Here is a 24,415-nt window from a genome sequence, read left to right as displayed (position 1 = left end):
AAGTTGGTAGTGAGGAGTTAGGAAATTCCAAAACCCATTACCATTACTATACCGTACCAAGGAGTATCCGCCAACCTATCCGAGTAGGTTTTGTTTGTCGAGCAACACCTGCTTTTTCGAAAGCAGGACGTTTGATATAAATCGATCCTTTATCTGAACTCGGTAACGAAAATCTTCGAGCGAAAAAACAGTATAACGCAGCTCTTTACCTTCTTTTTCTTCAAGTTCGGTTACGTACTTCTGTAAAGCATTGCGATTCACATTTCCCACAATCAATACATCTACACCACTCGTTTCGTCCCGCGTAAACTGTCCCATCAGCGCAGCAATTTCAACGTTGCCTAGTTGTTTCAACTCGGCTGGCTCATCAACTTCGACTTGTACGGGAGCCTCTGTAACTGCTTGTACCTCACCAGCTGCCTCGTCCGAAGACGGGGCTACTGCGGGGATGGCTGTCGCTTTGCGAAGCTTCCGCGGTTTTTGCCCACCAAAAATTTCTTGTAAAGGCACGTAGTACGAGTACTTTTGATTAACCTCGTAGTAAACTTTGTTATTGCTAGAGTCGCTCGTGATAATACCGATGTTCAGTAGATTAGCCAACTCGCGCCGCACCGAGTTGATTTGCTCGTCTATCTTGCGCGTGATTTCACGAACATAGAATGACCGGTTCGGGTTTTCATAAAAAAGATGTAGAAGCTTTACGCGCGTTTTTGATCCAAATAGCTGTTCAATCATGTTGCACCTCCCTTATTCAGTGCTGTTCATAGTGTAGCAGATTTTGCGCTGAACAAAAAACCTATTTGTTCAGAAATGTTGTTATAATTTCTACAGCAGAACTGGGGTCAGAAACCCACTGAATACTATTATTGCGCTTAAACCATGTCCTTTGTTTCTTTGCGAGTTGCATAGTAGAAACACATATCTGGGCAGCCGTCTCGGAAAGACTGGCCTCCCCCGCGAAATAGTACCGCCATTCGCGGTAGCCGACAGATTTCATCGACTCGCAGTCCCATTTGTACAGTGCGCTCAGTTTTTCTACTTCATTTTCAAGCCCCACTTCAAGCATGGCTGCAACTCGTTTTTCCACCTGTGATTTTAAAGTAGCGGGGTCAACTTTTAGACCAACTACACAAGTATTTATCCGCATTTTTGAACGCGTTGACTGCTCACCATTTGTTTCAATCAGGCGTATTAACCGCCTCGGGTTGGCAGTATCTACCCGCGTAATATCCAACCTCCGTTTCACGGCAAGAGAACGTAGCTCGGAAAGTGACATTGTATTTAATACATCTCTTTCACTAGTGTTAGGTGCCGAATTAAACTGATAATCATACAAGACACTATCGACGTAAAGGCCGCTTCCGCCAACCAATATCGGCAACTTTCCCTTGGACGTTATGCTAGCAATCGCCTGCTCGGCCAGTTTTTTGAACTCAGCCACAGTGAATGGCTCTGCGGCATTTGCGACGTCGAGCAAATGATGCGTTATCATAGCCTGATCTGCCTTGCTTGGTTTTGCGGAGCCTATGTCGAACCCCCTATAGACAGTGACCGAATCGGCGCAGATTATTTCACCATTAAAACGTTTTGCTATCTCCATACCAAGCGCCGACTTACCGCCGGCAGTTTCGCCAACAACCACTACCAGCGCTGGCTGAGTGATTGTTAGTTGGTCGTAGGTGGCTGGGATATACATATTGCCTACATACTAACGACTGGCCACAAAATACGCTAGCCCTCCGGCCACCACAGCAGATTTTCGACATCCACTTTCATGTCTTCAGAAACAATGACTTTTTCTCTACGCAAGTGTTCTGCGTGTGCGCGGCGACCACCCGGGTAGCCACTCGCCAAACCACCGCTTTTGTTAACCACTCTTTGCCAGGGTAAATCCGGGTCGCCAAAATGGGCGGTACCACCCACAACCCGCGCCGCCCGCGCATTACCACACAACGCCGCAATCTGCCCATATGTCATAACCCGCCCCCAAGGAATCTGCCGTACTACCGACTCCACTCGCTCCCGAAACCCAACTTCAAAATTTACGGTAAACATTTTTTCGGTACCCGACTTTTTTATAGCGAGGTTTTACTGACACGGGACTTGGCTTCGTTGGCAACGGTTCTAAAGAATTCTTCGGCCGTGTATGATTTCAAATCTTCCGACACGACAAGGTCTTTACGGATACGCGGTGTCAGCTCCCCGCCCCCAATCTCTTTCTCACCTATCACTATTGTATATGGAACCTTCCACACTTCGGCGGCACGAATCTTTTTACCAACAGATTCGTTGTTGTTGTCTGCTTCAATGCGCAGGCCAAGCGCCTTGCCTGCCTGCTGCAAACTCTCAACAAACGCAAGTGTTGCTGGCTCTTGGTTAACGCTCAGTATCCGCACCTGTTCCGGCGCGCACCACACAGGAAACTTTCCGGCGGTATGTTCTATGTAAATGCTTAAGAAACGCTCATGCGAACCCATTACGGCACAGTGCAACATGACAATACGCTCGTCTCCACCATCCTCATTGGTGCAAGTCAGATCAAACCCCTCCGGCTGATTGAAATCCAGCTGAATTGTTGCTACCTGGTGCTCTCGACCGATGGCATCATGCCCCATAAAATCAATTTTCGGACCATAAAAAGCTGCCTCTCCTACCCCAACATAGTATTTGTCGCCAACTTTAGTTTTTAGGATATTTTCTAGCTGAGTGACAGATGAATCCCATTTGTCTATTCCGCCAGCGTACTGGCTCATATCTTCTGGGTCGTGCGTTGACAGCCGATACTCCAAATCTTCAAAGCCAACCGTTTTATAGAATGTCTCAATAATATCCCATAGCTTTTGCACTTCGCCCTCAATCTGACCCGTTCGGCAAAAAACATGCGCGTCGTCCTGGGTAATCCCCCGAACCCGACTAAGCCCGCCCAGTTCCCCGCTCTGTTCGTCGCGGTAAACCATGGTGGATTCGCGGTAACGGATGGGTAAATCTCGGTAGCTCCGCGGTTGTGACGCGTAAATTTGTGTGTGATGAGGACAGTTCATGGGCTTCATGGCGAACTCGTGCCCCTCACGGGTGGTTATCCGAAATAATTCGTCTTTGAACTTTGTCCAGTGGCCACTTTTTTCATACAGTTCTTTCTTGGTAATATGCGGCACTGATATCTGCTGAAAACCTCGCTCGTCACGCAAATCTTGTACGAAACGGTCGAGTTCATTCTTGAGTACCGTGCCCCTGGGGGTCCACAGCGGCAAACCTTGACCGACGAGCTCGGAAAAGACAAAAAGATCTAGTTCCGCACCCAGCTTGCGGTGATCGCGTTTTTTGGCTTCTTCCAACATACCTAGGTAGCTGCGTAGCTCCTTTTCGGTCTCAAATGCCACACCATAAACGCGCTGCATCTGAGGATTATCCTCTTTGCCACGCCAGTACGCCCCAGCTACGCGCATGAGCTTGAACGCCCCGACTTTGTCGGTCGACTCTACGTGTGGACCCCTACAAAGGTCAGAAAAGTCGCCGTTACGGTAAAATGATACTTCAGTAACCGTTTGCGTCGCAGTCACTCCGCCTATGCCAGCCGGAAGCCCCATCATGGCACTATCTAGTTCTTTGGCCAGGGTTGTTCCCTCTCGCCGCAGATCATTGAGCAATTCTTCCTTATAAGGCTGGCCGTTGTCGCGCGCCCATAACAGAGCTTGTTCCACGGGCATCATATATTTATCAAATGGCTGCGCGTCTGCAATGATTTTGCGCATTTCATCCTCCACTCGCCCAAAATCTTCCTCGCTGAGTTTTGCCTCTGTCCCGAGGTCTATGTCGTAATAAAACCCGTTCTCGACCACCGGCCCCACGCCAAGTTTGACCTCTGGCCACAGGTGTTGAATTGCCCCTGCCATTATATGTGCCAAGCTATGCCTCATGGCATGTAGGCTATCGTTTTCTGCCGTCATATCAATACTCCTCGTTTTACAAAAATAAAAACACGCCTTCAAACGTTGGTACGTTCTGTAGCGTGCTCGGGTCCGATACTTTGACCGGAGGTTCCACCTAAGCATTTAACTCTTGCAACTGTAGTTAACGTACTCTGTTGCCACACAGACGAAGCTCAGTGGTTGGTTAATCCACGTCAGCGCTTACAGTCAGTATACACCGCTGAAACTATCAGTCACAAACATCCACGCATTTGGTGCGATATGCGTTCATAACAAAAAAACGCTTGGGTGCTCTCGCAAAGACATCCAAGCGCTTTTTAGTTCGGTAAAACCTCTCGGCAAAACCTCACCTCACAAGCTAGTATACACTGCCTAGCTGCATGATGCTAGTACTTTTTTGGGTATTTTTCTGCTGCCTGTGGAAAAGTCTATATATCAGTTTCATCCCTTTTATACTATATATGCGATAGCACTTCTAGGCCCCTGGCGTAGCTGTCACGAACCCGTGTGACGTTTGAAAAGGCTCCGGGCTTTTGTTATAGTCTTTATGTCCGGGTTCGGGCGATTAGCTCATTTGGCTAGAGCGCCACATTGACGTTGTGGAGGTGATAGGTTCGAATCCTATATCGCCCACCACGATAAGAGGTCAGCATATGCTGACCTTTTTTCGTGGTGAAACAGGCCGATTCCACGAAGTGATATCGTAAAGAGTATTGCTTTTGATACCCCTGTTATTATGCTTATGTATACAATGTATTGGCTTGACTTGCAATACTGATTTTGCTAGTATATCTGAGTTAAGCGAGGTGTGTTGGTGAGTACAAAACAACCAAGCTCATTACAGAGCTTCCAGTTGTTTTATGAAGAACTCCCGAATGTAAAACGCGTTTCACGCGTCCGTCGGGTAAGGACTGCATAGGTATAAACCTTTAGCCCTATTCATAAGGCAATGCCCCGGTCTTCGATAAGAAGGCCGGGTTTTCGTTTATCCACGGGTTTTTATAAGTTTTCCACTAGATATTTTCCCAGCGTTATGTCAACATGTTGTCATGGTATGCATATATTGCGGCAGTAAAACTGAAGTCACAAATTCTCGCTTGCAAAAACGGTTAAACCAAACGTGGCGGCGGCGAGCCTGTAGCAACTGCAATACGGTATTTACTACTCTTGAACACCCCGATCTTGCAGCAAGCATCGTAGTACGGAAACCTGACAAAACAGAGCCCTTTTGCCGTGATAAGCTGTTCATTAGTCTCGTTGCCTCTCTTGGACACCGTAGCGGCGCTGTGGTGGAGGCAGGAGCCCTCGCTGGGACAATCATCAACCAATTGCTTAGAACGCGTCCCGGCGCCCTCATCGAAGTCCGCGACATCGCACTCGAAACTTACGCTGTGCTAGAGCGCTATGATGCAGCTGCCGCCACACACTACTCCGCCTACCACAGCGGGGTTTTGGATAAGTCGAGGCTATAACTGCTTAACCGTGCTACCGTCGGCGGCTTGAGATATTACCGCTTTATCCGTTACATCGAACTTGGAGATGTACTTACCCAAAAGCAATCTGGTTTGTGAATACAGAGCAGCAAACGAGTTAAAAATCAGTGTCGTAAAAGGTAAATAAGCCCACTGAAGCACCATAAAATGTTTTTACTCCGTTTATAGCGTGCCGGTTTGGGCGGGAGCGTTCTGAGAGAAAGAAATACGGTTACAACGGCTACGACAATCGCGACCGTTTGGATCCGGCTCACTATCAGCGGTAGCTCAAGGGCTGCATAGCTCTTTGGGTGGAACAGTACCGGTATAAACCCGCCAAAAAGCACCAGTATAGGACCAACCGCCCACGTCACGTGACCCTCAAGCAAACGCCACGTTTTTTGCTATCAGGTCTCGCTTTGAAATCGTATTTTTTCGGAAAAAACCCATATGCACAACATACGCAACATCAGATACACCGTAAGTCCAGCGACGGTACTGTAAAAACTGAGCCTTCAGCGTCTTCCAGTAGGTGTCAGATAACACGGCATCTTGGTAAATAGGCAGATGCAGAGGTAGCGCTCGGTAGTTGCCCTCAAAGCGAAAATAGGAGCGCCAAAATTGATGACCGTCCTCGGCTATAGTGCGCACGCTCCAAAAATCAGTTTTTTGCAACGCAACCATAGGCTGAGCATGTGCCGAAAAGTTCCTGAGTGCATGTGACCTCAGTGAAAAAACGAGATGTGATATGGAATTGCCTGTTGCAAGTACACGCATGGGAGCAGGTGGGTCCCATATGTTATTTGAGAAAAGCGCCACGGGCTGAAATGATGAATGAACCGGATCTGGGCAAACTATATACGCGTAGCTCAGCGCAGTCAGGTAGTGTTTGTCGGGGCGGTTATCTGCGTCAAGCGTGGTGACAAGCACTCGAAGTGGATCAATCCCCTTTTTACGAAGGTACTTTTCCAGCTCACGACCCGCGTAAGTTACATTACCTCCCTTACCGATGATTTCGCCAGGTATGTTGGCTGGGTGACGAACAGCCATAGTGTCCATGAACTTGTGTTTATACGTTTGCATAAGCTCTTTGGCCTGATGCTCGGTTGTTTCACCTGCACGGCCTTCGTATGCCAAGATGCAAATGACTTGCTTCATGTTGTACTGGGAAGCCAAAACAGCTTCAATGGTCGGAGCAAGTACTTCGCGAGATTCTTTGTATGTAGCGATTATGACTGCGTGGATAACTTGGTCTGGCGGCATAAGCAACGGGCGCTCTTTTGTTTGTTCAATGGCATAATGGTGCCACCTGGGACGAGTTGAGCGAGCGGGCACGTTGCCGCTGGCAAGCTCACTGAGCATAGTTGGCCACGGCAGTTTTTGATGCTGTTTCACTGTTCGAAATCCTTGCACAGAACGCACTGCTCCCGAAATACCTCGCGAAAAATTGATAAGCACATAGACAAACATAAAGAGCGCTGCCATGCGCACATCTATAAAACTCAGGATAAACGGCAGCGCCAACATACCCCAACTGAGCGCTCCAGGCAATATCTCAAAAAATCGGTAATGCCCTTTTCTGTTTTTTTCCAGTGGTATATCTAGGCTGACCATGGATTATCGTAAGAGAAGCAAGGCATTACTTACAATTATTACCAGTAACAAAAGCGGCACGGTGAGCGAAAGAACAGCCAAGGACAGTTCTCGCTTGATCGGATATGTCCGGTAGCTGAGTATGAGGCCTATAAAAAAGAGCACGACAGCCGCCGCCATAAAGCTTGCAACATCTAATCCGGTCCCTTGAGTATAGCCGTCAAAACCCAGCGACGAACGAAACGAAACTATGTAATTTGTAGTTCCCTTGCTTGCCTCGAGCTTGAGCGCAACAAGGACAATAGCCGCGAGCGTCAAAAATGCGTTCACGCTTACCAAAAGCAGTGCGGTACGATCTTGAATAAAATGTTTTGTTGAACTCATAAATGCTCTCGATATTGTACCAGACTATAGAGAAGCCAGCGATAGCAACATGGCTGCTGTGAATCTTTATGGGATTTGGTATAATCAGTGCGTCTTAACCCTATTGCCACCTTAGCTCAGTTGGTAGAGCATCTCATTCGTAACGAGAAGGTCGCCGGTTCGATTCCGGCAGGTGGCTCCAGGATTTGCTTGAGACAAAGCATTTTTACGTGTAGTCGTTGCAAAATGATACATAAAAATTGAAAATTGTTTTTGTCTGGGCGAAACGAATAAGCGGGTGTCGTATAACGGCCATTATGTAGCCTTCCCAAGGCTGAGACGGGGGTTCGACTCCCCCCACCCGCACCACGAGTTAATTCTTGAACCCAAATACATTTCTAAATCAAGAAAAGCTGCGTTCTGATCTAGCGTTCTGATCTAATTTATATGTGAACCAGATTATTTTCAGCAATCGACATTCCATATCTGCTAAATGTGCAGAGCCGATAGTTATAACCGACCGCGCTGTTATTGATTATTCCCTAAAACATAGTTAAATTTAAGTTATGTTTCTCAACTTTGAAAATTCAGAGCTTCAGCTCGTACCGTACGACCCTAAATATCAGCCAAGTTTTGCAAGCCTGGTAAACGATAGCCATAGTGAGTTTGGGTTTGCGCTCAATCCTAGCCTCGATCAAGATTTGTCCCAACCTGAAGCATTTTATCGTAATATTTGGGTCTTGGTTTATGACGACAAAGTAGTAGGCTCAGTGGCACTCAAAAGTGACACAATTGACGAGGTTGTTCTAAAGCGGATGTACTTAAGGCCACCATTTCGTGGCAAGGGTTTCGGGAACCTACTGCTACGTACTGCTCTAGCAGAGGCCAAAGAAGCTGGCTTCCATAAAATAACATTGGATACCAATCGCAAGCAACTAAGTGCACAAAGAACATATGAAGCGGCCGGTTTTAAACTTACAAAAGAAGACGGCGAAGTAATGTTTTACGAGCTAGATTTAAGCTCAAGAGATGTGTAGATTAGAGCGTGTCTAGCTGCTAGTTACAGAGGTAATGGACTAAAATCAGATAGCAGTATCGTCCTAACCTGTTTAATGATGCTGCATCAACAAAAAACGGAGCAGTTGCGCCGTTTTTTTATAAGTCGACTAGCTAACCATTGTAGTTAGTCCTTTTTCTTATCTATACGGTCAAGTTTAGCAAGGTGAACAAGCTGGTATACCACAAAAGCTGTTGCGAGTAGTGTTATGATGGCACCCAATATAGCACCCCAGCCAAAAACAAGGTCTTCACCGCCTCGACTAAGACCGGTATTCCATTTCAGCTTAGCCAAATCGGCGCCGCCGAGAATGTATCCAACAAGTGGATTAATAAATTGGTCAACAATTTCCTTAACTGCGGTACCTGCTGCAACACCAATAGCTAGACCAACTGCCAAACCTACTACACCCTGCTCCCGTACAAAATCTGCGAATCCCTTTACGTTACTGGTTTTTCCCATTGCATGTCTCCTTCTTATTATCCCCGTTGTAATTCGAAGTATACGTTAGCACTTTTTTAAGCGCAATAAAAAGCGGCCGTTCTCGCTTTGGCTTAAGTAAACACACCGGCATTGCTGGTTATCACCGGTTCAAAACCAACAGACATACCAGAAAAATACCCCAGCTTTCGCTGAGGTATTTTTCTGGCGCGCCCGACCGGATTCGAACCGGCGATCTCCTCCGTGACAGGGAGGCGTGATAGGCCTCTTCACTACGGGCGCTTAACTCTGATTGTATCAGATTATTTGTAAAATGGTCGGAACCGACCGGATATCGCGCACCTTTGGCGCGCTCCTTCCTGCGGGACTCGCTTAAAACATGCAAGCCTATTTTCGGCTACGGGCGCTCGTCAGAGTATGCCAACACGAAGTCCGTTGTGACGAAACAAATTTGATACTTCTCTCGTCGAGCTCCAGTCCCAAATAGTTACACCTCAGCATGCGAGGCACAAGCTAACAGAGGTCAGTGTACCAAGTAGGCACAAAAAAAGCAACTATTTAAGCGGCTGAACGTTAATAAACTTCTTGGGAGGATTTTTTTTCTCGAGTGGTTGAATGTACTTATCTATGCTCGAAAAGTTTATTTGTATATGCGCAGCCTTATATTTCCCATTCTCACTGCCCACGAGTTTTACAATTTCAAAAGCGTTTGGGGTAACAATGATGTCAGAGAGCTGCCCGGGTTGCAGCTTTGCGAGCTCACGTACAACCTGCGGGGGAACCTCCTGGCTCTTCATAGTTATTGCAATGTCAGCGTAAATACCGCCGGTGGCCTTGGTAGCTGTGTCGTCCGAAACCTGTGCAGCGAGCGCGGCAAAATCTGCTCCATTTTGTAGTTGCAAAAGTACATTTTGTGCCCTTGAGTATGCAGCCGTATCAAGCTTGGCGGCAACCTTTTGTGCTAAAAGTTCTTCCTTCAGCCGACGGCTTAAGTCAGAAACAGACCAACCGAAAAATTTTTGCATGATAGCTTCAAGCTCGTCATCATCATCAGACGTAAGCTGGTTTTGTGCCTGTAACATTGTAATAGCATCGCTAACTTCTTGCTCGGTGACGGATAGTTTGTTTTTGGCTGCCAGTTCTTTTACGTAAGCCACGTCAATAACTTGCTGCAGGGCGACTGAGCGGTAAGCATCAAGCTGTGCCTTACCCTTTGTTTTGCCAGGTTCAGTGTCAGTAAAGTCAACATTTTGTTGGGTTTCGTAGTAGTGTATGGAATGCCTAAGTTCAAAAAGATAGCTTTCGTATGAAACCCACTTGCTCCCAGCCTTTGCAACCGGAAACGGTATAATCTGCGTGACTCGGTACATAAAAAGTGAAGTTGTCTTATACCTATATAGACTGAGCCCGGTGTAAATAAAAAATCCAACAACAGCGAGAATGAGTATGGTCGATGACACTGCGACAATTTTGCGTTTCGAATGCTCAAGTGGATACTTGTACTTCCGTGCGCCCTTCAGGACTTCTTCACGGTGTTCCGCTACAGTCTCGTTTGTTATGCGTGGCACCTCACTAAGCGCTGTCTCTGTTTGTTGTTGCAGCGTTGGCTTGCGAAAACGTCGTGCCACTTGCGGAACAATAGCACGAACTTTTTTTGCGTGTTTTGCTTGAGAGTAATTCCGCATTTGTAGTTTTTTCATATATCTATCCTTGACCCTGCGGCATCCCAGCCGCTGCCACCCCCTGTGTGCGCAATATTTCGAGCAGACGTTTTTGGGTTTTTGACGGGTGATGTATGTAGTGTATAAGCAGGTCGCCCACAAACGTTTGCATCATAATAGTACCATAGCCGAGCAATGTTTCTTGCAGTCCTTTCACCTGGTAATTAACCATTTGTATCTGGCTCAGGCCCATATCAACCACGCTTCGATGAAAAAAACCTTTTTGTGTAATCTGTATAAAGCGCTCGTTCGTAACAATAAACACACTAAAATGCCAGCTCATCCATGATGGGAAGAACAATAAAGCGCTAAGCGCAAGACTACCCAAGAAACTCAAGTAAAAAAACGTCATACTCGGCGGATCATTGGGCTGTGTATAGGTCAAAATAAGAGTGTACAGAGGCCCGACTAGCAAACCCAGTGAGCCCACAATGAGCCCTTTACGCATAACAATTGGGTGCTTACGAAATACATAAAGTACTTCTTCGTCATCCATCTGGTCTTCAAAATATTTTGTTTGCCCTTTTGGGGTCACGGCTGTCTGCGTATCTTTGGCCATAAGCGTATTGTAACAGATTATGTCACGCGTTGCGGCCATTTCCTACGTGCTCAGCGGCGACGGCAACGGCATGTTCAACAGAGGTTACTAGTGCTTTTTTCGCAGATACGGCCCATAAAAAGCCTGCATTAAAGGCATCGCCGGCTCCAGTAATATTTTGCGCGTATGTAACGCTACGAGCCGCAACGTGCCACACCTTGCCGTCTGCCCAATAGTGAGCACCGTTACCGCCATCTTTTACTACGGTGGTCAAGTCTTTCGCTTGACTATGAAGTCGCCGCAGTCCTTCTTCAATGGTATTTACTTGCCACATTTCAAGAAACTCTGCCTTGCTTGGAAGGTAGTAATCCGCCGCCAATACCACTGTTTGCACTTGAGAATAACGATCGGCTGGCGCTCCAGGGGAGATGCGGCCGTGATCAACCACAATTTTCGAACCTTTCAGTCTCGCAAGGCGAAGAACTTTATAAAAATCGGGCGCAAGCCCATCAAGTTTAAAAAGTGTCCCCATATAGAGAAAGGATTTTTCCGTTAGTATTTCACTTAGTGCAGGGAGAAGCATGTCAGATGTAAGCATTTGATTGGCGCTACCGAGACTAAACAGCACGTGGCTGCTCTCCTGGCCAACCATATTGAGCCCAAAGTTAGTCTGGCGACCGTCGGCTTGAAACAGTTTTACAGTAAGATTTTCGTTTGTACATTGCTGTTCCAATAATCTACCGGTGACGTCATCACCCTTTACTCCAATAAATATACCCTTGCCACCCAGTTTTTGGAGAGTTCTAAGCATGTTGATAGCCGACCCTCCAGGCTGGGCCAGATAGCTATTGCCTCGCATTTCTCGCTCCACGGGGACACCTGCTGCCTCGAAGGGCAAACCCGTAGAAATAATGTCTAGGTAGCATCCGCCAAATGCAATAACGTCATAGTGAGTTGAGTTCATAGTCGTTTTTTGGTATCCCGAGCTGGAATCGAACCAACATCTGCTCCTTAGGACGGAGTTATTCTATCCGTTGAACTATCGGGACTCGTGAGCACAAAATGTGCTCAGTTTTCAAGGTGTTATTTAGCCTTTTTGCGCGGTTGAGTAAAGAAATCGTGCACCGTTTGGTAGTCAAACAATTCGCTCTCGCTAAACCAATGTGCAATCTCTTTTTCTGCCTCCTCCGTTGTTGCCGAAGCATGCACAAGATTAGCCACACCCATTCCAGCAGATGCTGCTTGCCCATAAGTGACGTGTGCATAGTCACCGCGAATAGTGCCTGGGAGAGCTGTTTTTGGTTGCGTATCACCTACCATTTTGCGCACAAACTCGACCGATTCGACCCCCTCGAGTACCATGGCAATAACAGGCCCAACCTGCATGGCTGCTAGTTGGCTCTCAAATATTTCGTCGCCTTTGCGCGTTTTCAGCGTGCCGATTCCCTCATAATGACCGTGGAAATGTTCGTAATCCGGCTGCACCATTTTCATACCTACAACTTTAAATCCGGCTCGTTCAAAGCGCGTCAAAATTTCCCCTACTATGCCACGCATCACGGCATCTGGCTTAAAAACTACAAGCGTTTGTTCCATCAAAATCCTTTCTTTTCCTCGCATTGTAACAGATAGACACGCATATGGAAACCTCTGGATGCAGTACGCAAGGCCCAATTATTTCTAAGCACGCTGCAAACCCAAACTCAGTGTAAGCGCCAAGTTATTGACGCGTGATTGGCGTAGCCTACAGACCAACCATAACAGGAACATCCAAAAGTCAGACCTCACCCTCTGTTAACTGAGTTTACTAAATATGAAAATCGTAACAATTAGTAAACTTGTAGCCGGTTGGGGTGTGGTGCGCACTTGATACTTCCCCTCCAATACCCGATACTGTATAAGTATATGCAGTTTACAAAAGCGAAGACAGATTTTTTGGAATATCTAGAAATTGAGCAAAATCGCTCACAAAAAACTATTCGCAACTATGACCATTACCTGACTCGTCTTGCTGACTACGCGGGAGATATTACTGTGCAAGATGTAAACCAGGAACTTGTGCGCAAATGGCGACTGTGGCTCAACCGGCTCGGCACAAACGTAAACGACGAATTGCAAAAAACCACATTAAATTACCATCTTATAGCGCTCAGAAGTTTCCTCAAATTTTGCCATAAGCGCGGCATAGAGTGTATGCCACCAGACACAATCGAACTTTCCCGTACAACACGGCCGCAAGTAACTTTTTTAAATGAAGACGAGCTAGCCCGTGTTTTTGAACAGCCTGACACCAGCACAGAAGCAGGTTTACGCGACAGAGCCATACTTGAGCTACTATTTAGCTCGGGGCTACGCGTGTCGGAGCTTGTCGGGCTTGATAAAGACCACATAAATCTCAAACGACGCGAATTTATGGTGCGCGGAAAAGGTCAAAAGGACAGACCCATTTTCATCAGCACCGAAGCTGCAGAATGGCTGCAACGTTACGTCGAAAAACGAAACGATACGGTGAAGCCGCTTTTTATTCGTTACGGTGGGCGCAAAACGGTCGACCGCAGCGGCAACTTTCATCGCCTAACTGCTCGCAGTATTCAACGCCTTGTCGCCCACTACGCCTTGCTCGCAGGTATTACCAAACACGTTAGCCCTCACACCTTACGGCACTCTTTCGCTACCAACCTACTCATGAATGGTGCTGACTTGCGCTCCGTGCAGGCCATGCTTGGGCATAGCAACATAGCAACCACGCAAATCTATACTCATGTCACTGACCCACACCTAAAAGCAGTGCACGAAAAATTCCACCATAAATAACCCCGACTCGTTGGTAAAAACGATTATCAGCGCTTCGAGCTATCAAGCGAGAGCGAAGCCTTCCGGGGCCACCGAACCCGCACCACTTTAGTACTTAGTCTTTGCGTCGAGCTAGGTTCACTGACTGCTTAGGGAACCGGCGTAAATACCATACCGTAAATGTGAACGCTATTGCCATCTATCCAGTCGACACCGGTAGGAGATGCTATGGGTGCGTGCACTAACCGTAAGAATGACGTGCTATCAGTAGCCCCCGGAATTGTCACTGTACCGCTTAAACTTAACCGGCTACTACCGTCTGATCTACCGACATTATCTGGAACATCTCCTGAGGTTGCCAATGTCGCAAGTACTTGGCCGGTGCTAGTAACAGCCTGTGAATAAAAACGCTCCTCTGGCTGATGCCACACGTCACATGCACCCCTATCACCTGCGTTACACGCATTTCGAGAGCTCTCATGATTATCGTCTCCGTAAGTAATTACATAGTTATAGGTACAGCCTGCTTTCAGTGGTCCGTTTAGCGGTGCGTTAGCCGTAGCTACCCCATGCCCAGGTCCAAATACGGTTACGTCACCAGAAAATGTCCCCCTTACTGTTTCACAGGTCACAGTCGGTCCAGGTCCAGGGCCAGGACCTGGCCCCGGTCCAGGGCCAGGGCCAGGACCAGGGCCAGGGCCAGGGCCAGGTGGAACAGGTGCCGGTGCACACTCATCCCGAACAAACGAATTGTTTACCGTAAACCGCTTGCAGACTGTTGACTGTGATTGCACCCCACCTAGTGGCAAGTTCTCGGTCGCAAAGTCTCTGAGCGGTACACGTACTTTTATACGGCGCAGCGTGTCTTGTGCCTTTCCGGTTACATCAATACTTGCTTGTGCGCCGCTGAAATAAGCATTTCCGGCAGTCCCACCGTCAATCATAACTAACGGGCTATCTCTGTACATAGCACTTACTCGGGCTGTGTAGCGCGAGGGATTTTTTGCAGAGCCAGTCATATCAAGGGTGGCCGTACAGGTTTGTGCTGCCGCGTTGCAAGCAGCGGGCACAATAGTGGCTTTTGGAGCTCCAAAATTGCTAAAACTGGACGAACTCGCGCCTGATGAAACTGGCTGCATATAGAATGTTTTTGTGTTGTTAGCAGCGGATGTTGCGTCAGAAAAAGCTTCCATTTGCATCAGGTCGACGCGTAGCAGCGCATAGCCACACTGGTTGGCAGCGTTATTTGGGACAAAGTTACCGCTTGTCTGACACAGCGCAGGATCTGGGTTTGCACTGGCCGCCACCTTCCATGTAAACGTGAGGGGGACGGTTGCGGTTGGCGGTAAGTTACCGCCGGTGGAATCGGTAAGATTCAGTGGCACAACCATTGAAGCCTGGGTCGTAGCTACTGTTTCAATATTTGGTACCGTCGGGTTGACGAGCACACAGGTGTACTTTACTAGCGGGTCGTTGTTTAACGTTGCATTGGTGGAGTATGTCGTGTCATCACAGTTATCTTGGGCGAGAATCGGTGATCCGGATGCCTGGGCTGCACGTATCACCCGTATAGCGTCGTTTACACCAGATTCGGCGGCGTAAAACGCCTGCGTACTAAGCTGCCTGTCAAGCGCTTGGCGGCGATTGCGGTTTGCAACTTGTGTAAAACCAATCACAATGAGAGAAATAACCACCATCATGACAATGGTAATCATAAACGATACCAGTCCTCGTTCATCTTGTCGTTTTACTCTGCTCATGCTTATTTTCATTATACCTTCTATTTTAGCTCGGCACTACTCTTTTTTGAACACTTGCCTTCAGCCGACTGACTGCACAATACTGATTACCATTGCCCGGTTTACACGTAATATCTGGCAGATTAATAAAACTAGGGGCGGTGTAACTAGCGGTTTCCTGACATTGCTGCGGTAACGAAGGTGCGCATAGAACCGTATCGTCCCCGTACGCAACAACAACACTTACCTGGTACATATTTGGGACTCCACCCAGTGGAGCAACGCTTATAGAAGCCACCCGCATACGGTTGCCTAGTAGCTGCCTGCCTCCAGTTACAGCCTGGTCAACACAGGCATCCCCCGTCTTTGGGGTGACATAGACACCCCTTTGGCCGGGCGTATTATTGAACATAACGCCGTTAGTATCGAACAGAAAAACAGATCCTCCGGCGCAAAAAAAGTTATTGCTACCGCTTGGTGTAACTGTGGCCGAACCAAACTGAATTGATTGCGTAATCGTGTCCATAATTGACCGCGCAGCAGATTGGGTAGCCGAAGTATGCACTCCCTTGTAGTAGCGATTACTAAACGAAATAACCCCCATAGTCACCACAGTAAGAATAACCGAGAAAACCATTGTTGCAATCATCAGTTCAACAATGGTAAAGCCTCCAGAATGGCGTCGCACAGAATGTCTAGTCATTACGGTGCCACCTTATAATACACAGTTACCTTCGCAGTACGACCGCTTAACGTATCCCAGGTCACCCTCACGCTGTACTTTTCAGGTACAACCGAATCTCTGGCTACTTCAATGCTGTAGTTTACGTTGCCCACTGTAGGTCTGCAGGCTACACTAATCAGTGCCAATGTTGCCCCTGTATTCGGGTCAAAACAGCTGCTCGCTGTTGGCTTTGGGTTAGAAGCGCGCAGTAATTCAACCTGTTGTTCGGCAAGTTTCTGAGCGTAGCTTTGTTCTTGAACTTCTTGAGTGGCACGGACATTTTTATTCGTAAGAGCATAAGCAGATGTTAAAACCAAACTAACTAAAGCAATTGCAATAAGCACCTCTACAATGGTGTCGCCACGCTGATTTGTTGTATGAAATCTTGTGGCCATGAGTCGGTTTATTACGTGCATGTGATTCCTGCTTTTATCTTATAGCTAACTGCAAGCCCACTGGAAATAGTCACAATGGCGGATTGATTAGTGCCATTACTACGGAAACAATATTCAACACCATTTGGGAAAAGTGGGTACCGTCCTGGACCGGGGATTGCTTCCCTGTCGATGGCATCGGCGTCGCTGACACCAGTTGACCAGTTTGCAAACCCCCGCAGCTCAAGCCGCTGGGAGCCCCCAGTTTCCTCCCCACTACCTTCGAAATTTGCGAACCCACTTAAGAAACTAGCCGCAACTTCCCCGGAAGCCCACCCCAACCCTACCGGACGCGCAGAGACAAAGGTGAGCGCATTCGGTATAGGCTTAGTGATTTGCGTATCGGGAGAACTACCATTAGCCGAGCTAGGAGCTATTGCCGTCACCATGGCTTCTGCTGGATTACGCACCTCTGTCACACCGTCGTCCAGCACACGCCGTGCTGCCAAGGAGAAAACACTGTAGTTATCTAAATGATCAGGGCCTCCGACTACCAAAGCTTTGCCAACAAACGTGCATGCCTCGTTGCTACCCTGCTCATTCGACCCGCCGCCCTGTAGCCTAACGTTATCACCACCCCCGATAAGGCTACACCGGAAGGAAGAGCTTACCGGATAATAGCCCGTTGCGGCCTCAGTAATAATTTGCTGAAACTGCTGCTGTAGATTTCGTATACCTACTTGAAACTCTGTTTTTTGCTGGCGGCCATTTATAGCCACGGCGGTAATAACAAATAAACCACTTGTGACAGCCAAAACAATCAACGTCTCTACGACGGTAAAGCCATGGGTAGATATATTTTTGCCACCCCTTTTCATATATTTCAGTATACCACAAGCGTTATCTGCGCAAACAAAATACCTCTTGCAAAATAACCCGTAGAACCAGAACGTGATGATTATTGTCCCACAGTGATCAAAGAAGAATAAGCCCGTTGTACCATGACAGTATTCGCTCGCCGTAGAGCATTACGATAAAACAGCCCGCCAAAAGGTAAGGGCCAAACGGAATATGCTGGCGCAGGCCACCTTTTTGCTGCATGAGCAGTGGTATACTCACCAGAGTCCCTAAAAATGACGCTACAAAAAGCACCATCATTGCTTCTAGCGGACCTCCTGCTATAAACCCGAGCGCCGCTGCTAGTTTTACGTCGCCGCCGCCAATCCATTTGCCTGCCGAAACTTGGTACAACACCCAAAAAAGACCAAAAAACAGCCCAGCCCCCACTACTGGCAGCCACAGGTTGCGCCAACTCTCAGTCCAAACAGCCGTGACCACCACTTCACTGGCTGCCAGAGAAATCAGTGGGAAAACCAGTTTGTCTGGCAGTAGAAACCACTTAAAGTCATACAGCGCCAGTGCCACAAAATATACTAGATACACTAAGCCATACACAAACCAAACCAACTCAAGCCCAATGAGTGAAAATGGCCATCCCAGGTAAAACACAGCAAAAATCACTCCGGTAAGAAGCTCGACCAGCGGGTACTGCGCCGAGATTGGCTTTTGACAGTACCGGCACCTGCCGCGTAAGCTCAGCCAGCTCAGCACCGGAACAAGGTCGCGAGCCGCTAAAGTATGGTGGCACTGCGGGCACATACTTCTTCCTGTGAGGATTGAGTAATCCTCTGGCACTTGTTTGCGTGGTTTCTTGACTCCTTGCTGTTGACTCTTGATTCTCTTATTCCCTTGCTCGTGCAGACGCCAGACAAGCGCGTTTATAAAACTCCCAAAAATAAGTCCATAGCCAAACAGTATAACTAGAAGCATCATTACAGCTATAGTAGCATAAAAAAGACCCGCTCAGTTGCGGGTCTTTTCTGGCTAAACGATAATCCTAGCTATCAACACACTTGTACTGTGGTGTCGCGCTTGAGTTCTCTGTAGAGTACCAAACAGCAATTGCTCGTCCGCTTGCGGCGCCATCACATCGAAAACCAATTCGTGCGCTTATAGTACCCAGTGGTGGGGTTGTGTTGCCCGCAGAGTTTACCACCGTACCACCCTGTACTTTCGCAGATGTGTTTGTTCCGGTTCCAGAGATAGTGACAACACCAGCAGCTGCAGTAATTGAGTTAGGCACGATACCGTCGTTATTTGACTCGTATTCAGAAATGCCACCAGCTACTGCTGACGCGTCATTCTTAATGGCCGTGTTACGGGCGTTGCGCTGCAGAGCCGGTACGGCTAGCAGTACGACCAATATGATTAAACCGGCAATAGCCAGGACGATGAGGACTTCAACTATGGTGAAGCCGCTCTCTTTACGGTGTTGAAGTTTTTTTTGCATTGTGCAAGTGCCCCTTTGCTCTTATATTACTCTTATGCTTACAAATATACGATGCCTGCGCCCCAAATGCAAGCCCTAAAACGGCAGCTTATTTAATAACTGTAATATATCTCACAGTATCCTTAACCTGCCAGGTTGTCACTGCCTGCAAGCCCGTATATTGGCAGCAGGACTGCGGCAACAATCATAAACGCCACAATACCAAGCGCTACCATCATAACCGGCTCAATAAGTGCGGATATGTTATCAACCTCGGTATCGACCTCTTTTTCGTAGTAGTCTGCCACTTTTGCCATCATTTCCTCAATTGCACCCGACTGCTCACCGATGCGCAGCATGTTCGGGACAAGCGGCAAGAAATTTGGGTCACCTTCCATACTATCTGCTAGGCTTTTCCCACCTTTTACTTTGTCGGCCGCACGCATGATTGCTGCATGTATGTGCACGTTATTTACCGCTTGAGCAGTAATGTTAAGCATTTGCAGCAGTGGTACACCGCTTGCAACCAATGTCGTACCCGTACGTGCAAATCGTGCCATGTAGACCTTCATAAAAAGTGGTCCTATCGGCCATGCTTTCATTTTAATCTTATCGATTACTTGTTTACCGGGCCCAGTCCGAGCCCAACGAGTTGTAAAGAACACCATAAAACTAATCACCAGAGCAATAACCCACCAGTAGGCAATAACAGAATCAGAAACGGCCAACATTATACGTGTCAACAAAGGTAATTCAGTGCCTTGCATACCTTCGTAAATGCTCTTCACTTGCGGGAGAACTTTTACAACCATAAAGCCGATAACAAGAATCATCACTCCCAGCACCACAATGGGGTAAATCATAGCCCCACGAATCTTGCTGTTTAGGTCGGCTTCTTTTTCCTGCTGTACGGCCAGCCGGTCGAGTGCCTGGTCAAGGGTACCAGAAGATTCACCAGCTGCGATGAGGCTAAGATATACTTGGTTGAACACGCGCGGATGTTTACCCATGGCATTTGCCAGCGTGCCGCCACCTTCGACATCGCCAATCACTTGACTCAGTACTACTGTTAGAGGTTTACTGGTTGTTTGGTTATTGACGCTTCTGAGCGCTTGTAGCAGCGGTAGACCAGCATTAATAAGCGTGCTCAGCTGACGACTAAATAGCACACGGTCCTTGGCTCTCACCTTTGACTTAAACCCAAAGCCACGGCCCTCACTCTGAAGCGTCACATCTGTCGCAACCAGTCCCTGTGCGCTAATGAGCTTTGCCGCAGCGTATTCGCTATCGGCCTGCACTGTTGCCTTGACTTGCTTGCCAGTCTGCGGGTTCCGAGCTATGTAGCTGTAACTTAACATCGTGAAATCTCCGGCTTCAATGCTGTTGTCATAACTCTCATGTTAGTCCCTCATAAGCCTATCTAGTTCATCAATGTCTATGGCGTAGTTACGAGCTTCATCGTAGCTGATGGTGCCGGTATGTATAAGCTGCACCAGCTGCTTGTCCATGCTCTGCATGCCAAACTCTGCTCCGGTCTGAATAACTGCATCGAGCTGGTGTGTTTTACCTTCGCGGATAATGTTGCGCACCGCCGGGGTTGCAATGAGTATCTCGGCTGCCGCCATACGGCCGCCGCCAATGGCTGGTATAAGCCGCTGCGAACAAATTGCCATCAGAATGTTACTCAGCTGAGCACGAATTTGCGGTTGCTGGTGTGGCGGGAAAACGTCAACCATGCGGTCAATAGACTGTGCCGCGCTGTTTGTATGGAGTGTAGCAAAAACAAGGTGCCCCGTTTCGGCGATGGTAATGGCGCTGGCAATAGTTTCAAGGTCGCGCATCTCACCTATTAGCACCACGTCAGGGTCTTCACGAAGGCTTGAGCGCAGTGCGGCGCTAAAAGAATACGTGTCATAGTGCACTTCTCGCTGGACAATAATTGATTTCTTACTTTTGTGCGTGTACTCGATAGGGTCTTCGATGGTAATAATATGCTTGCCCTGTTCCATGTTTATCTTATGGATAAGTGCCGCCAAGCTTGTTGACTTACCGGAACCGGTTGGTCCCGTCACAAGCACAAGACCCCTCGGGTACTCCGAAAACTTTGAGACTATTGGTGGCAGACCCAACTGCTCAATTGTTAGCATTTCGTTCGGTATAAGACGCAGCGCGGCCGCTAGGTTTCCTCTTTCGTGGAAGGCGTTGACGCGGAACCGACCCAGATCCCCAAACGCAAAGCTAAAGTCAAATTCTTTGTCTTTGAGTAAAATCTGCTTTTGGTCTTCGTCCAAAATGGCAAAAATGAGCGTTTCAACACTTTCTTCAGTCAGAATATCTGCGGCAGCGACCGGTACGAGTGCACCGTCAACTCGGAGCATAGGAGGCAGCCCAACTTGCAGGTGAAGGTCAGAGGCTTTTTTCTTGACAACTTCCTCTAGGAGTATTTCAATTCGTGGTTGACCGCTCATTACTTCACCCCTTTCAGTCGTGGCAATATGAGATAGGAGAAAATAGACAAGAACTGGGTATTCTTATCGTCTGCGTTGTATTGATTTTGTCTCATGTCATCCACCCTTTTTTTAAAGCTTAACTCATGTCTCTTGGCTATATCCTTACGCGCTGTCCGCTGATGCAACTCGGTTTACTTCCTGGACGGTCGTTTGGCCTGCGAGTGCCTTTAGGTACCCGTCTTGGCGCATCGTTACCATGCCTTCTCTTTCTGCCTGAGCCTGAATCTCAGAGCTGGTTGACCGTTTCAAGATAAGCTGTTGAATTTCTTCACTTACCTCAAAAACTTCATACAACCCCATGCGACCTTTGTAGCCTCCAGGGGAACCAGGGCTGTCCTTGCCCTTGGTTAAAGTATAAGCGTTATCCCCCGCTAATGGCAAGGTTTCGTAACCAAAGTCCTCTGCAACTTCCGCAACGTGCTCTTTATCTTGAGGCAACAAGCCGGCGAGGGCTTCTTTGATTGCGGCCGCTTCTACAGCAGTCGACTGATATTGCTCACTGTTCTTGCCTATCCGACGTACCAGACGCTGGCCAATGACAACATGTACTGTACTTGCTATCAGAAACGGCTCGACACCCATATCAAGTAGCCGCGGCAGAATTCCAGCGGCACTATTTGTGTGCAAGGTACTAAATACAAGGTGGCCCGTTAGGCTTGCCTGCACTGCCAGTTCGGCCGTTTCTTTGTCGCGAATTTCTCCCACCATGACAATGTCGGGATCTTGGCGAAGAATCGAGCGCAGCCCACTACTAAATGTCAGTCCAACATCAGCGTTTACCTGAATCTGGTTTATACCGTCCATTTTGTACTCAACAGGGTCTTCTAGGGTAACGATGTTTACGCCGTCGTTCTTTACTTCTTGGAGGAGCGCATACAAACTGGTTGATTTACCAGAACCGGTGGGCCCAGACGTAAGAATCATGCCATTGGTACGTTCAAGGCCAGTTCGGATTGCTCTGAGGCTTCGGCCATGGTAGCCCATGTCCTCTAGCTTGAAGCTAGTGCCGCTTTTGTCGAGCAGTCGTATAACCACTTGCTCACCCCATATAACAGGGCTAATTGAAATACGCAGGTCGATGTCTTTCCCTGCTACCTGGATTGTGAACTCACCGTCTTGAGGTATGCGATGTTCATCAATTTTTAGGTTTGCCAAAATTTTTATACGTGAAACAAGTGGTGGCTCAGTCGACTTTGGTAAACTCATAATTTCCCGCAATATACCATCAATTCGGCACCGGATTTTGAGACTTTCTTTAAGTGGTTCTATATGCACATCGCTCGCTCGATTTTTTGCTGCATATTCCAAAATGGTCGAAAGCGCTTTACTAATTGGCGAGTCCTGCACAATAGTTGTGATGTTTTCGGCGGCTTTCTGCGCTCTTTTTTCATCTGACAGAGAAGTGTCAATCCGTAAGCCTTCACCCATTTTGCCTATTTCGTCGACAAGATTATTTGAAAGCTGCGCCGAATACTGATGCAAAACCTGTCGAATCCCCTCTTCGCTGGCAGCATACACCTTAAGCGGTCTACCAATACGGTTACTTAAGAAGTCGACTGCTTGTACGTTGTCGGCGTCAAGCATGGCGACAACGAGTCGGTGCTGCATTTCACCAAGTGGCACCGCCATGTAACGCTCGGCAATATCATGGGGCAACATTTCTAGTACTTTTGCCTCAATTTTTGCTTCAAGCAGATTGACGTACGGGATTTTTGCAACATGAGCAATAGTTTTTGTCAGCTCTTCATTGGATACTTTGCCACTCGCAACCAGTAGGCCAAACAAAGGCGTACCCGTGTCTTTTGACTGTGTTTTCAGTTCGGCCAAATCAGCTCGGGTTAAGGTCCCGTCTTCAACAAGTTTATCCTCGACTTGCGTCTGCGCGGAAGCAGATAGAACACTCATAACGCCCTCTACTGTTTCGTGGCATTAAACGGCGTTTGGTTCGTACTGTTCAGCTGGCTGTTCTGAGTCGGGTTAATGCTTTCCAAGTTAAAATAACGCGGATCTGGTTGCTTGAAGTCGGTCTTTATAACATCGACCACTTCGACCTGCTGCTGTCTATTCTCAGGTGTATAAAAAAGCTTGTTGGATAGCAAAAAGGAAACAATCGCACTCAAAAAAGCAACCGCTACAATGATGCCAATGTCTTTTTGTTTCATCTCACAACCTTTGTAGTTACGTTGAGCGACTTAGCTGGCTGGAAGTACGTTCGCGCTCCTACAACCATTGTCAGGCCTTCTCTGTCACCTGATATATCTAAAGTCACGAGTTCGATAGGACGAATAGATTTTTCAAAGGCCGTAATTACGCCCTGAATTTTCCCGTAGTCAGAAGAAACCGAGAGTTCAAACGGCATGCCAATCGGCACAGGGTTGGTACTTGTAATATTTGCGGCCTGAGCAATTTCATCGTCAGTACCATTGAAGCTATTTATCTTGACTCCTTCGGTCGCCACAAGCGATTCCATGCTGGTTGCAAGCGCTGGAAAATCATAGTTGCTAGGCAACGCATCGAGAACAATTTTGGTATTGTCACCGTCTTTTTTATCCAGTCCACCGCGACTTCCCCCGATAGAGTTCGGATCCGTACTAACAAAAGAATTGTATGACTTACGGAGTTTTTTGACCGCTTCTTTGTCATCCTTTAGTTGTTCGCGGGCTTCACGTTTGGCGGCAATGACACGGTTTTGATACCCAGCCTTACTTATAAATGTCTTTGTGGAAACTGCCGAAAAAACAAATAAGAACACGGCCAAGCTTACGGCTATCACAACAGTAGTGTTAGCCTTGTCTATGAGAAGTCGTTTTGTAGAAAGCACATCTGCCATAG

General features: G+C 47.7%; 25 protein-coding genes and 5 tRNA genes. 6 read left to right on the top strand and 24 right to left on the bottom strand.

The annotated features are described in order from the left end of the window. Positions 1-75: 75 nt before the first annotated feature. The 4 genes from IPL85_02940 to thrS all read right to left on the bottom strand — a co-directional run bounded on the left by IPL85_02940 (position 76) and on the right by thrS (position 3,947). The gene (locus IPL85_02940) at positions 76-735 is read right to left on the bottom strand and encodes a transcriptional regulator (GenBank protein QQS20374.1); all 660 of its coding nucleotides are present in this window, start codon (positions 733-735) and stop codon (positions 76-78) included. 61 nt (positions 736-796) lie between these two features. Further along, on the bottom strand, positions 797-1,696 hold the full coding sequence (miaA, locus tag IPL85_02935; GenBank protein ID QQS20373.1) for a tRNA (adenosine(37)-N6)-dimethylallyltransferase MiaA: 900 nt from the start codon (positions 1,694-1,696) through the stop codon (positions 797-799). A gap of 35 nt (positions 1,697-1,731) precedes the next feature. Beyond that, positions 1,732-2,055 carry an MGMT family protein gene (locus IPL85_02930; protein ID QQS20372.1) on the bottom strand — a complete coding sequence of 108 codons (324 nt, stop codon included), beginning with the start codon at positions 2,053-2,055 and terminating at the stop codon, positions 1,732-1,734. 20 nt (positions 2,056-2,075) lie between these two features. Beyond that, complete coding sequence (thrS, locus tag IPL85_02925; GenBank protein QQS20371.1) at positions 2,076-3,947, bottom strand: threonine--tRNA ligase; 1,872 nt, start codon at positions 3,945-3,947, stop codon at positions 2,076-2,078. Positions 3,948-4,488: 541 nt separating this feature from the next. Between thrS and IPL85_02920 the strand changes: the two genes are divergently transcribed. Both IPL85_02920 and IPL85_02915 read left to right on the top strand, forming a co-directional pair. After that, positions 4,489-4,565 (top strand) — tRNA-Val (locus IPL85_02920). A gap of 413 nt (positions 4,566-4,978) precedes the next feature. After that, positions 4,979-5,401 (top strand): hypothetical protein, encoded by a 423-nt coding sequence (locus IPL85_02915; GenBank protein ID QQS20370.1) that lies wholly within the window; start codon positions 4,979-4,981, stop codon positions 5,399-5,401. A gap of 381 nt (positions 5,402-5,782) precedes the next feature. Here the strand turns inward: IPL85_02915 and IPL85_02910 are convergent, their stop codons facing one another. Then, positions 5,783-7,015, bottom strand: coding sequence for a hypothetical protein (locus IPL85_02910; protein ID QQS20369.1), 1,233 nt, complete (start codon positions 7,013-7,015; stop codon positions 5,783-5,785). A 3-nt stretch (positions 7,016-7,018) separates the two neighbouring features. Beyond that, positions 7,019-7,378 carry a hypothetical protein gene (locus tag IPL85_02905; GenBank protein ID QQS20368.1) on the bottom strand — a complete coding sequence of 120 codons (360 nt, stop codon included), beginning with the start codon at positions 7,376-7,378 and terminating at the stop codon, positions 7,019-7,021. A gap of 105 nt (positions 7,379-7,483) precedes the next feature. Here IPL85_02905 and IPL85_02900 point away from each other — a divergent pair. The 3 genes from IPL85_02900 to IPL85_02890 all read left to right on the top strand — a co-directional run bounded on the left by IPL85_02900 (position 7,484) and on the right by IPL85_02890 (position 8,394). Continuing rightward, positions 7,484-7,559, top strand: a tRNA-Thr gene (locus IPL85_02900). Positions 7,560-7,651: 92 nt separating this feature from the next. After that, a tRNA-Gly gene (locus tag IPL85_02895) sits at positions 7,652-7,726 on the top strand. 197 nt (positions 7,727-7,923) lie between these two features. Then, the gene (locus IPL85_02890; protein ID QQS20367.1) at positions 7,924-8,394 is read left to right on the top strand and encodes a GNAT family N-acetyltransferase; all 471 of its coding nucleotides are present in this window, start codon (positions 7,924-7,926) and stop codon (positions 8,392-8,394) included. Positions 8,395-8,540: 146 nt separating this feature from the next. On the opposite strand, the gene IPL85_02885 is transcribed toward IPL85_02890, so the two are convergent. The 7 genes from IPL85_02885 to IPL85_02855 form a co-directional block, all read right to left on the bottom strand. Beyond that, positions 8,541-8,876, bottom strand: coding sequence for an MscL family protein (locus IPL85_02885; GenBank protein QQS20366.1), 336 nt, complete (start codon positions 8,874-8,876; stop codon positions 8,541-8,543). Positions 8,877-9,060: 184 nt separating this feature from the next. Then, positions 9,061-9,137, bottom strand: a tRNA-Asp gene (locus IPL85_02880). Between the two features lie 272 nt (positions 9,138-9,409). Next, the gene (locus IPL85_02875) at positions 9,410-10,555 is read right to left on the bottom strand and encodes a peptidylprolyl isomerase (GenBank protein ID QQS20365.1); all 1,146 of its coding nucleotides are present in this window, start codon (positions 10,553-10,555) and stop codon (positions 9,410-9,412) included. Positions 10,556-10,559: 4 nt separating this feature from the next. Then, a complete protein-coding gene (locus IPL85_02870) occupies positions 10,560-11,135 on the bottom strand; it encodes a PH domain-containing protein (protein QQS20364.1) in 576 nt (191 codons plus the stop codon). Positions 11,136-11,157: 22 nt separating this feature from the next. Then, positions 11,158-12,078, bottom strand: coding sequence for a hypothetical protein (locus IPL85_02865; protein ID QQS20363.1), 921 nt, complete (start codon positions 12,076-12,078; stop codon positions 11,158-11,160). A 10-nt stretch (positions 12,079-12,088) separates the two neighbouring features. Continuing rightward, positions 12,089-12,163 (bottom strand) — tRNA-Arg (locus IPL85_02860). Between the two features lie 34 nt (positions 12,164-12,197). Further along, positions 12,198-12,710, bottom strand: coding sequence for a nucleoside-diphosphate kinase (locus IPL85_02855; protein ID QQS20362.1), 513 nt, complete (start codon positions 12,708-12,710; stop codon positions 12,198-12,200). Positions 12,711-13,019: 309 nt separating this feature from the next. Here IPL85_02855 and IPL85_02850 point away from each other — a divergent pair, with 309 nt between their 5' ends. Then, the gene (locus IPL85_02850) at positions 13,020-13,928 is read left to right on the top strand and encodes a tyrosine-type recombinase/integrase (GenBank protein ID QQS20361.1); all 909 of its coding nucleotides are present in this window, start codon (positions 13,020-13,022) and stop codon (positions 13,926-13,928) included. Positions 13,929-14,056: 128 nt separating this feature from the next. Here the strand turns inward: IPL85_02850 and IPL85_02845 are convergent, their stop codons facing one another. From IPL85_02845 to IPL85_02795, 11 genes are all read right to left on the bottom strand, one after another. Further along, positions 14,057-15,667, bottom strand: a complete 1,611-nt coding sequence (locus tag IPL85_02845; GenBank protein QQS20360.1) for a hypothetical protein — start codon at positions 15,665-15,667, stop codon at positions 14,057-14,059. Positions 15,668-15,692: 25 nt separating this feature from the next. Further along, on the bottom strand, positions 15,693-16,349 hold the full coding sequence (locus tag IPL85_02840) for a prepilin-type N-terminal cleavage/methylation domain-containing protein (protein ID QQS20359.1): 657 nt from the start codon (positions 16,347-16,349) through the stop codon (positions 15,693-15,695). Continuing rightward, on the bottom strand, positions 16,349-16,786 hold the full coding sequence (locus IPL85_02835) for a prepilin-type N-terminal cleavage/methylation domain-containing protein (GenBank protein ID QQS20358.1): 438 nt from the start codon (positions 16,784-16,786) through the stop codon (positions 16,349-16,351). The genes IPL85_02840 and IPL85_02835 overlap by 1 nt, the downstream gene beginning before the upstream one ends. Next, on the bottom strand, positions 16,777-17,622 hold the full coding sequence (locus tag IPL85_02830) for a type II secretion system protein (protein QQS20357.1): 846 nt from the start codon (positions 17,620-17,622) through the stop codon (positions 16,777-16,779). Before IPL85_02830 ends, IPL85_02835 begins: the two co-directional genes overlap by 10 nt. A gap of 97 nt (positions 17,623-17,719) precedes the next feature. Continuing rightward, positions 17,720-18,577, bottom strand: a complete 858-nt coding sequence (locus IPL85_02825; protein QQS20356.1) for a prepilin peptidase — start codon at positions 18,575-18,577, stop codon at positions 17,720-17,722. A gap of 64 nt (positions 18,578-18,641) precedes the next feature. Continuing rightward, entirely contained in the window at positions 18,642-19,094 is a 453-nt protein-coding gene (locus IPL85_02820) for a type II secretion system protein (GenBank protein QQS20355.1), read from the bottom strand. A gap of 122 nt (positions 19,095-19,216) precedes the next feature. Then, a complete protein-coding gene (locus IPL85_02815) occupies positions 19,217-20,431 on the bottom strand; it encodes a type II secretion system F family protein (GenBank protein ID QQS20354.1) in 1,215 nt (404 codons plus the stop codon). 42 nt (positions 20,432-20,473) lie between these two features. Then, a complete protein-coding gene (locus tag IPL85_02810; GenBank protein QQS20353.1) occupies positions 20,474-21,541 on the bottom strand; it encodes a type IV pilus twitching motility protein PilT in 1,068 nt (355 codons plus the stop codon). A 144-nt stretch (positions 21,542-21,685) separates the two neighbouring features. Beyond that, on the bottom strand, positions 21,686-23,488 hold the full coding sequence (gene tadA, locus IPL85_02805) for a Flp pilus assembly complex ATPase component TadA (protein ID QQS20352.1): 1,803 nt from the start codon (positions 23,486-23,488) through the stop codon (positions 21,686-21,688). An 8-nt stretch (positions 23,489-23,496) separates the two neighbouring features. Then, positions 23,497-23,745: a hypothetical protein gene (locus IPL85_02800; protein QQS20351.1), complete on the bottom strand. Its 249-nt coding sequence runs from the start codon at positions 23,743-23,745 to the stop codon at positions 23,497-23,499. Further along, positions 23,742-24,413, bottom strand: a complete 672-nt coding sequence (locus tag IPL85_02795) for a hypothetical protein (protein QQS20350.1) — start codon at positions 24,411-24,413, stop codon at positions 23,742-23,744. Before IPL85_02795 ends, IPL85_02800 begins: the two co-directional genes overlap by 4 nt. Positions 24,414-24,415: the final 2 nt, after the last annotated feature.

It is taken from the genome of Candidatus Saccharibacteria bacterium (assembly GCA_016699955.1).
Taxonomy (GTDB): domain Bacteria; phylum Patescibacteriota; class Saccharimonadia; order Saccharimonadales; family UBA4665; genus JAGXIT01.
The sequence above is the reverse complement of the archived record's forward strand: the minus strand, read 5'-3'. Positions and strand labels throughout refer to the sequence as shown.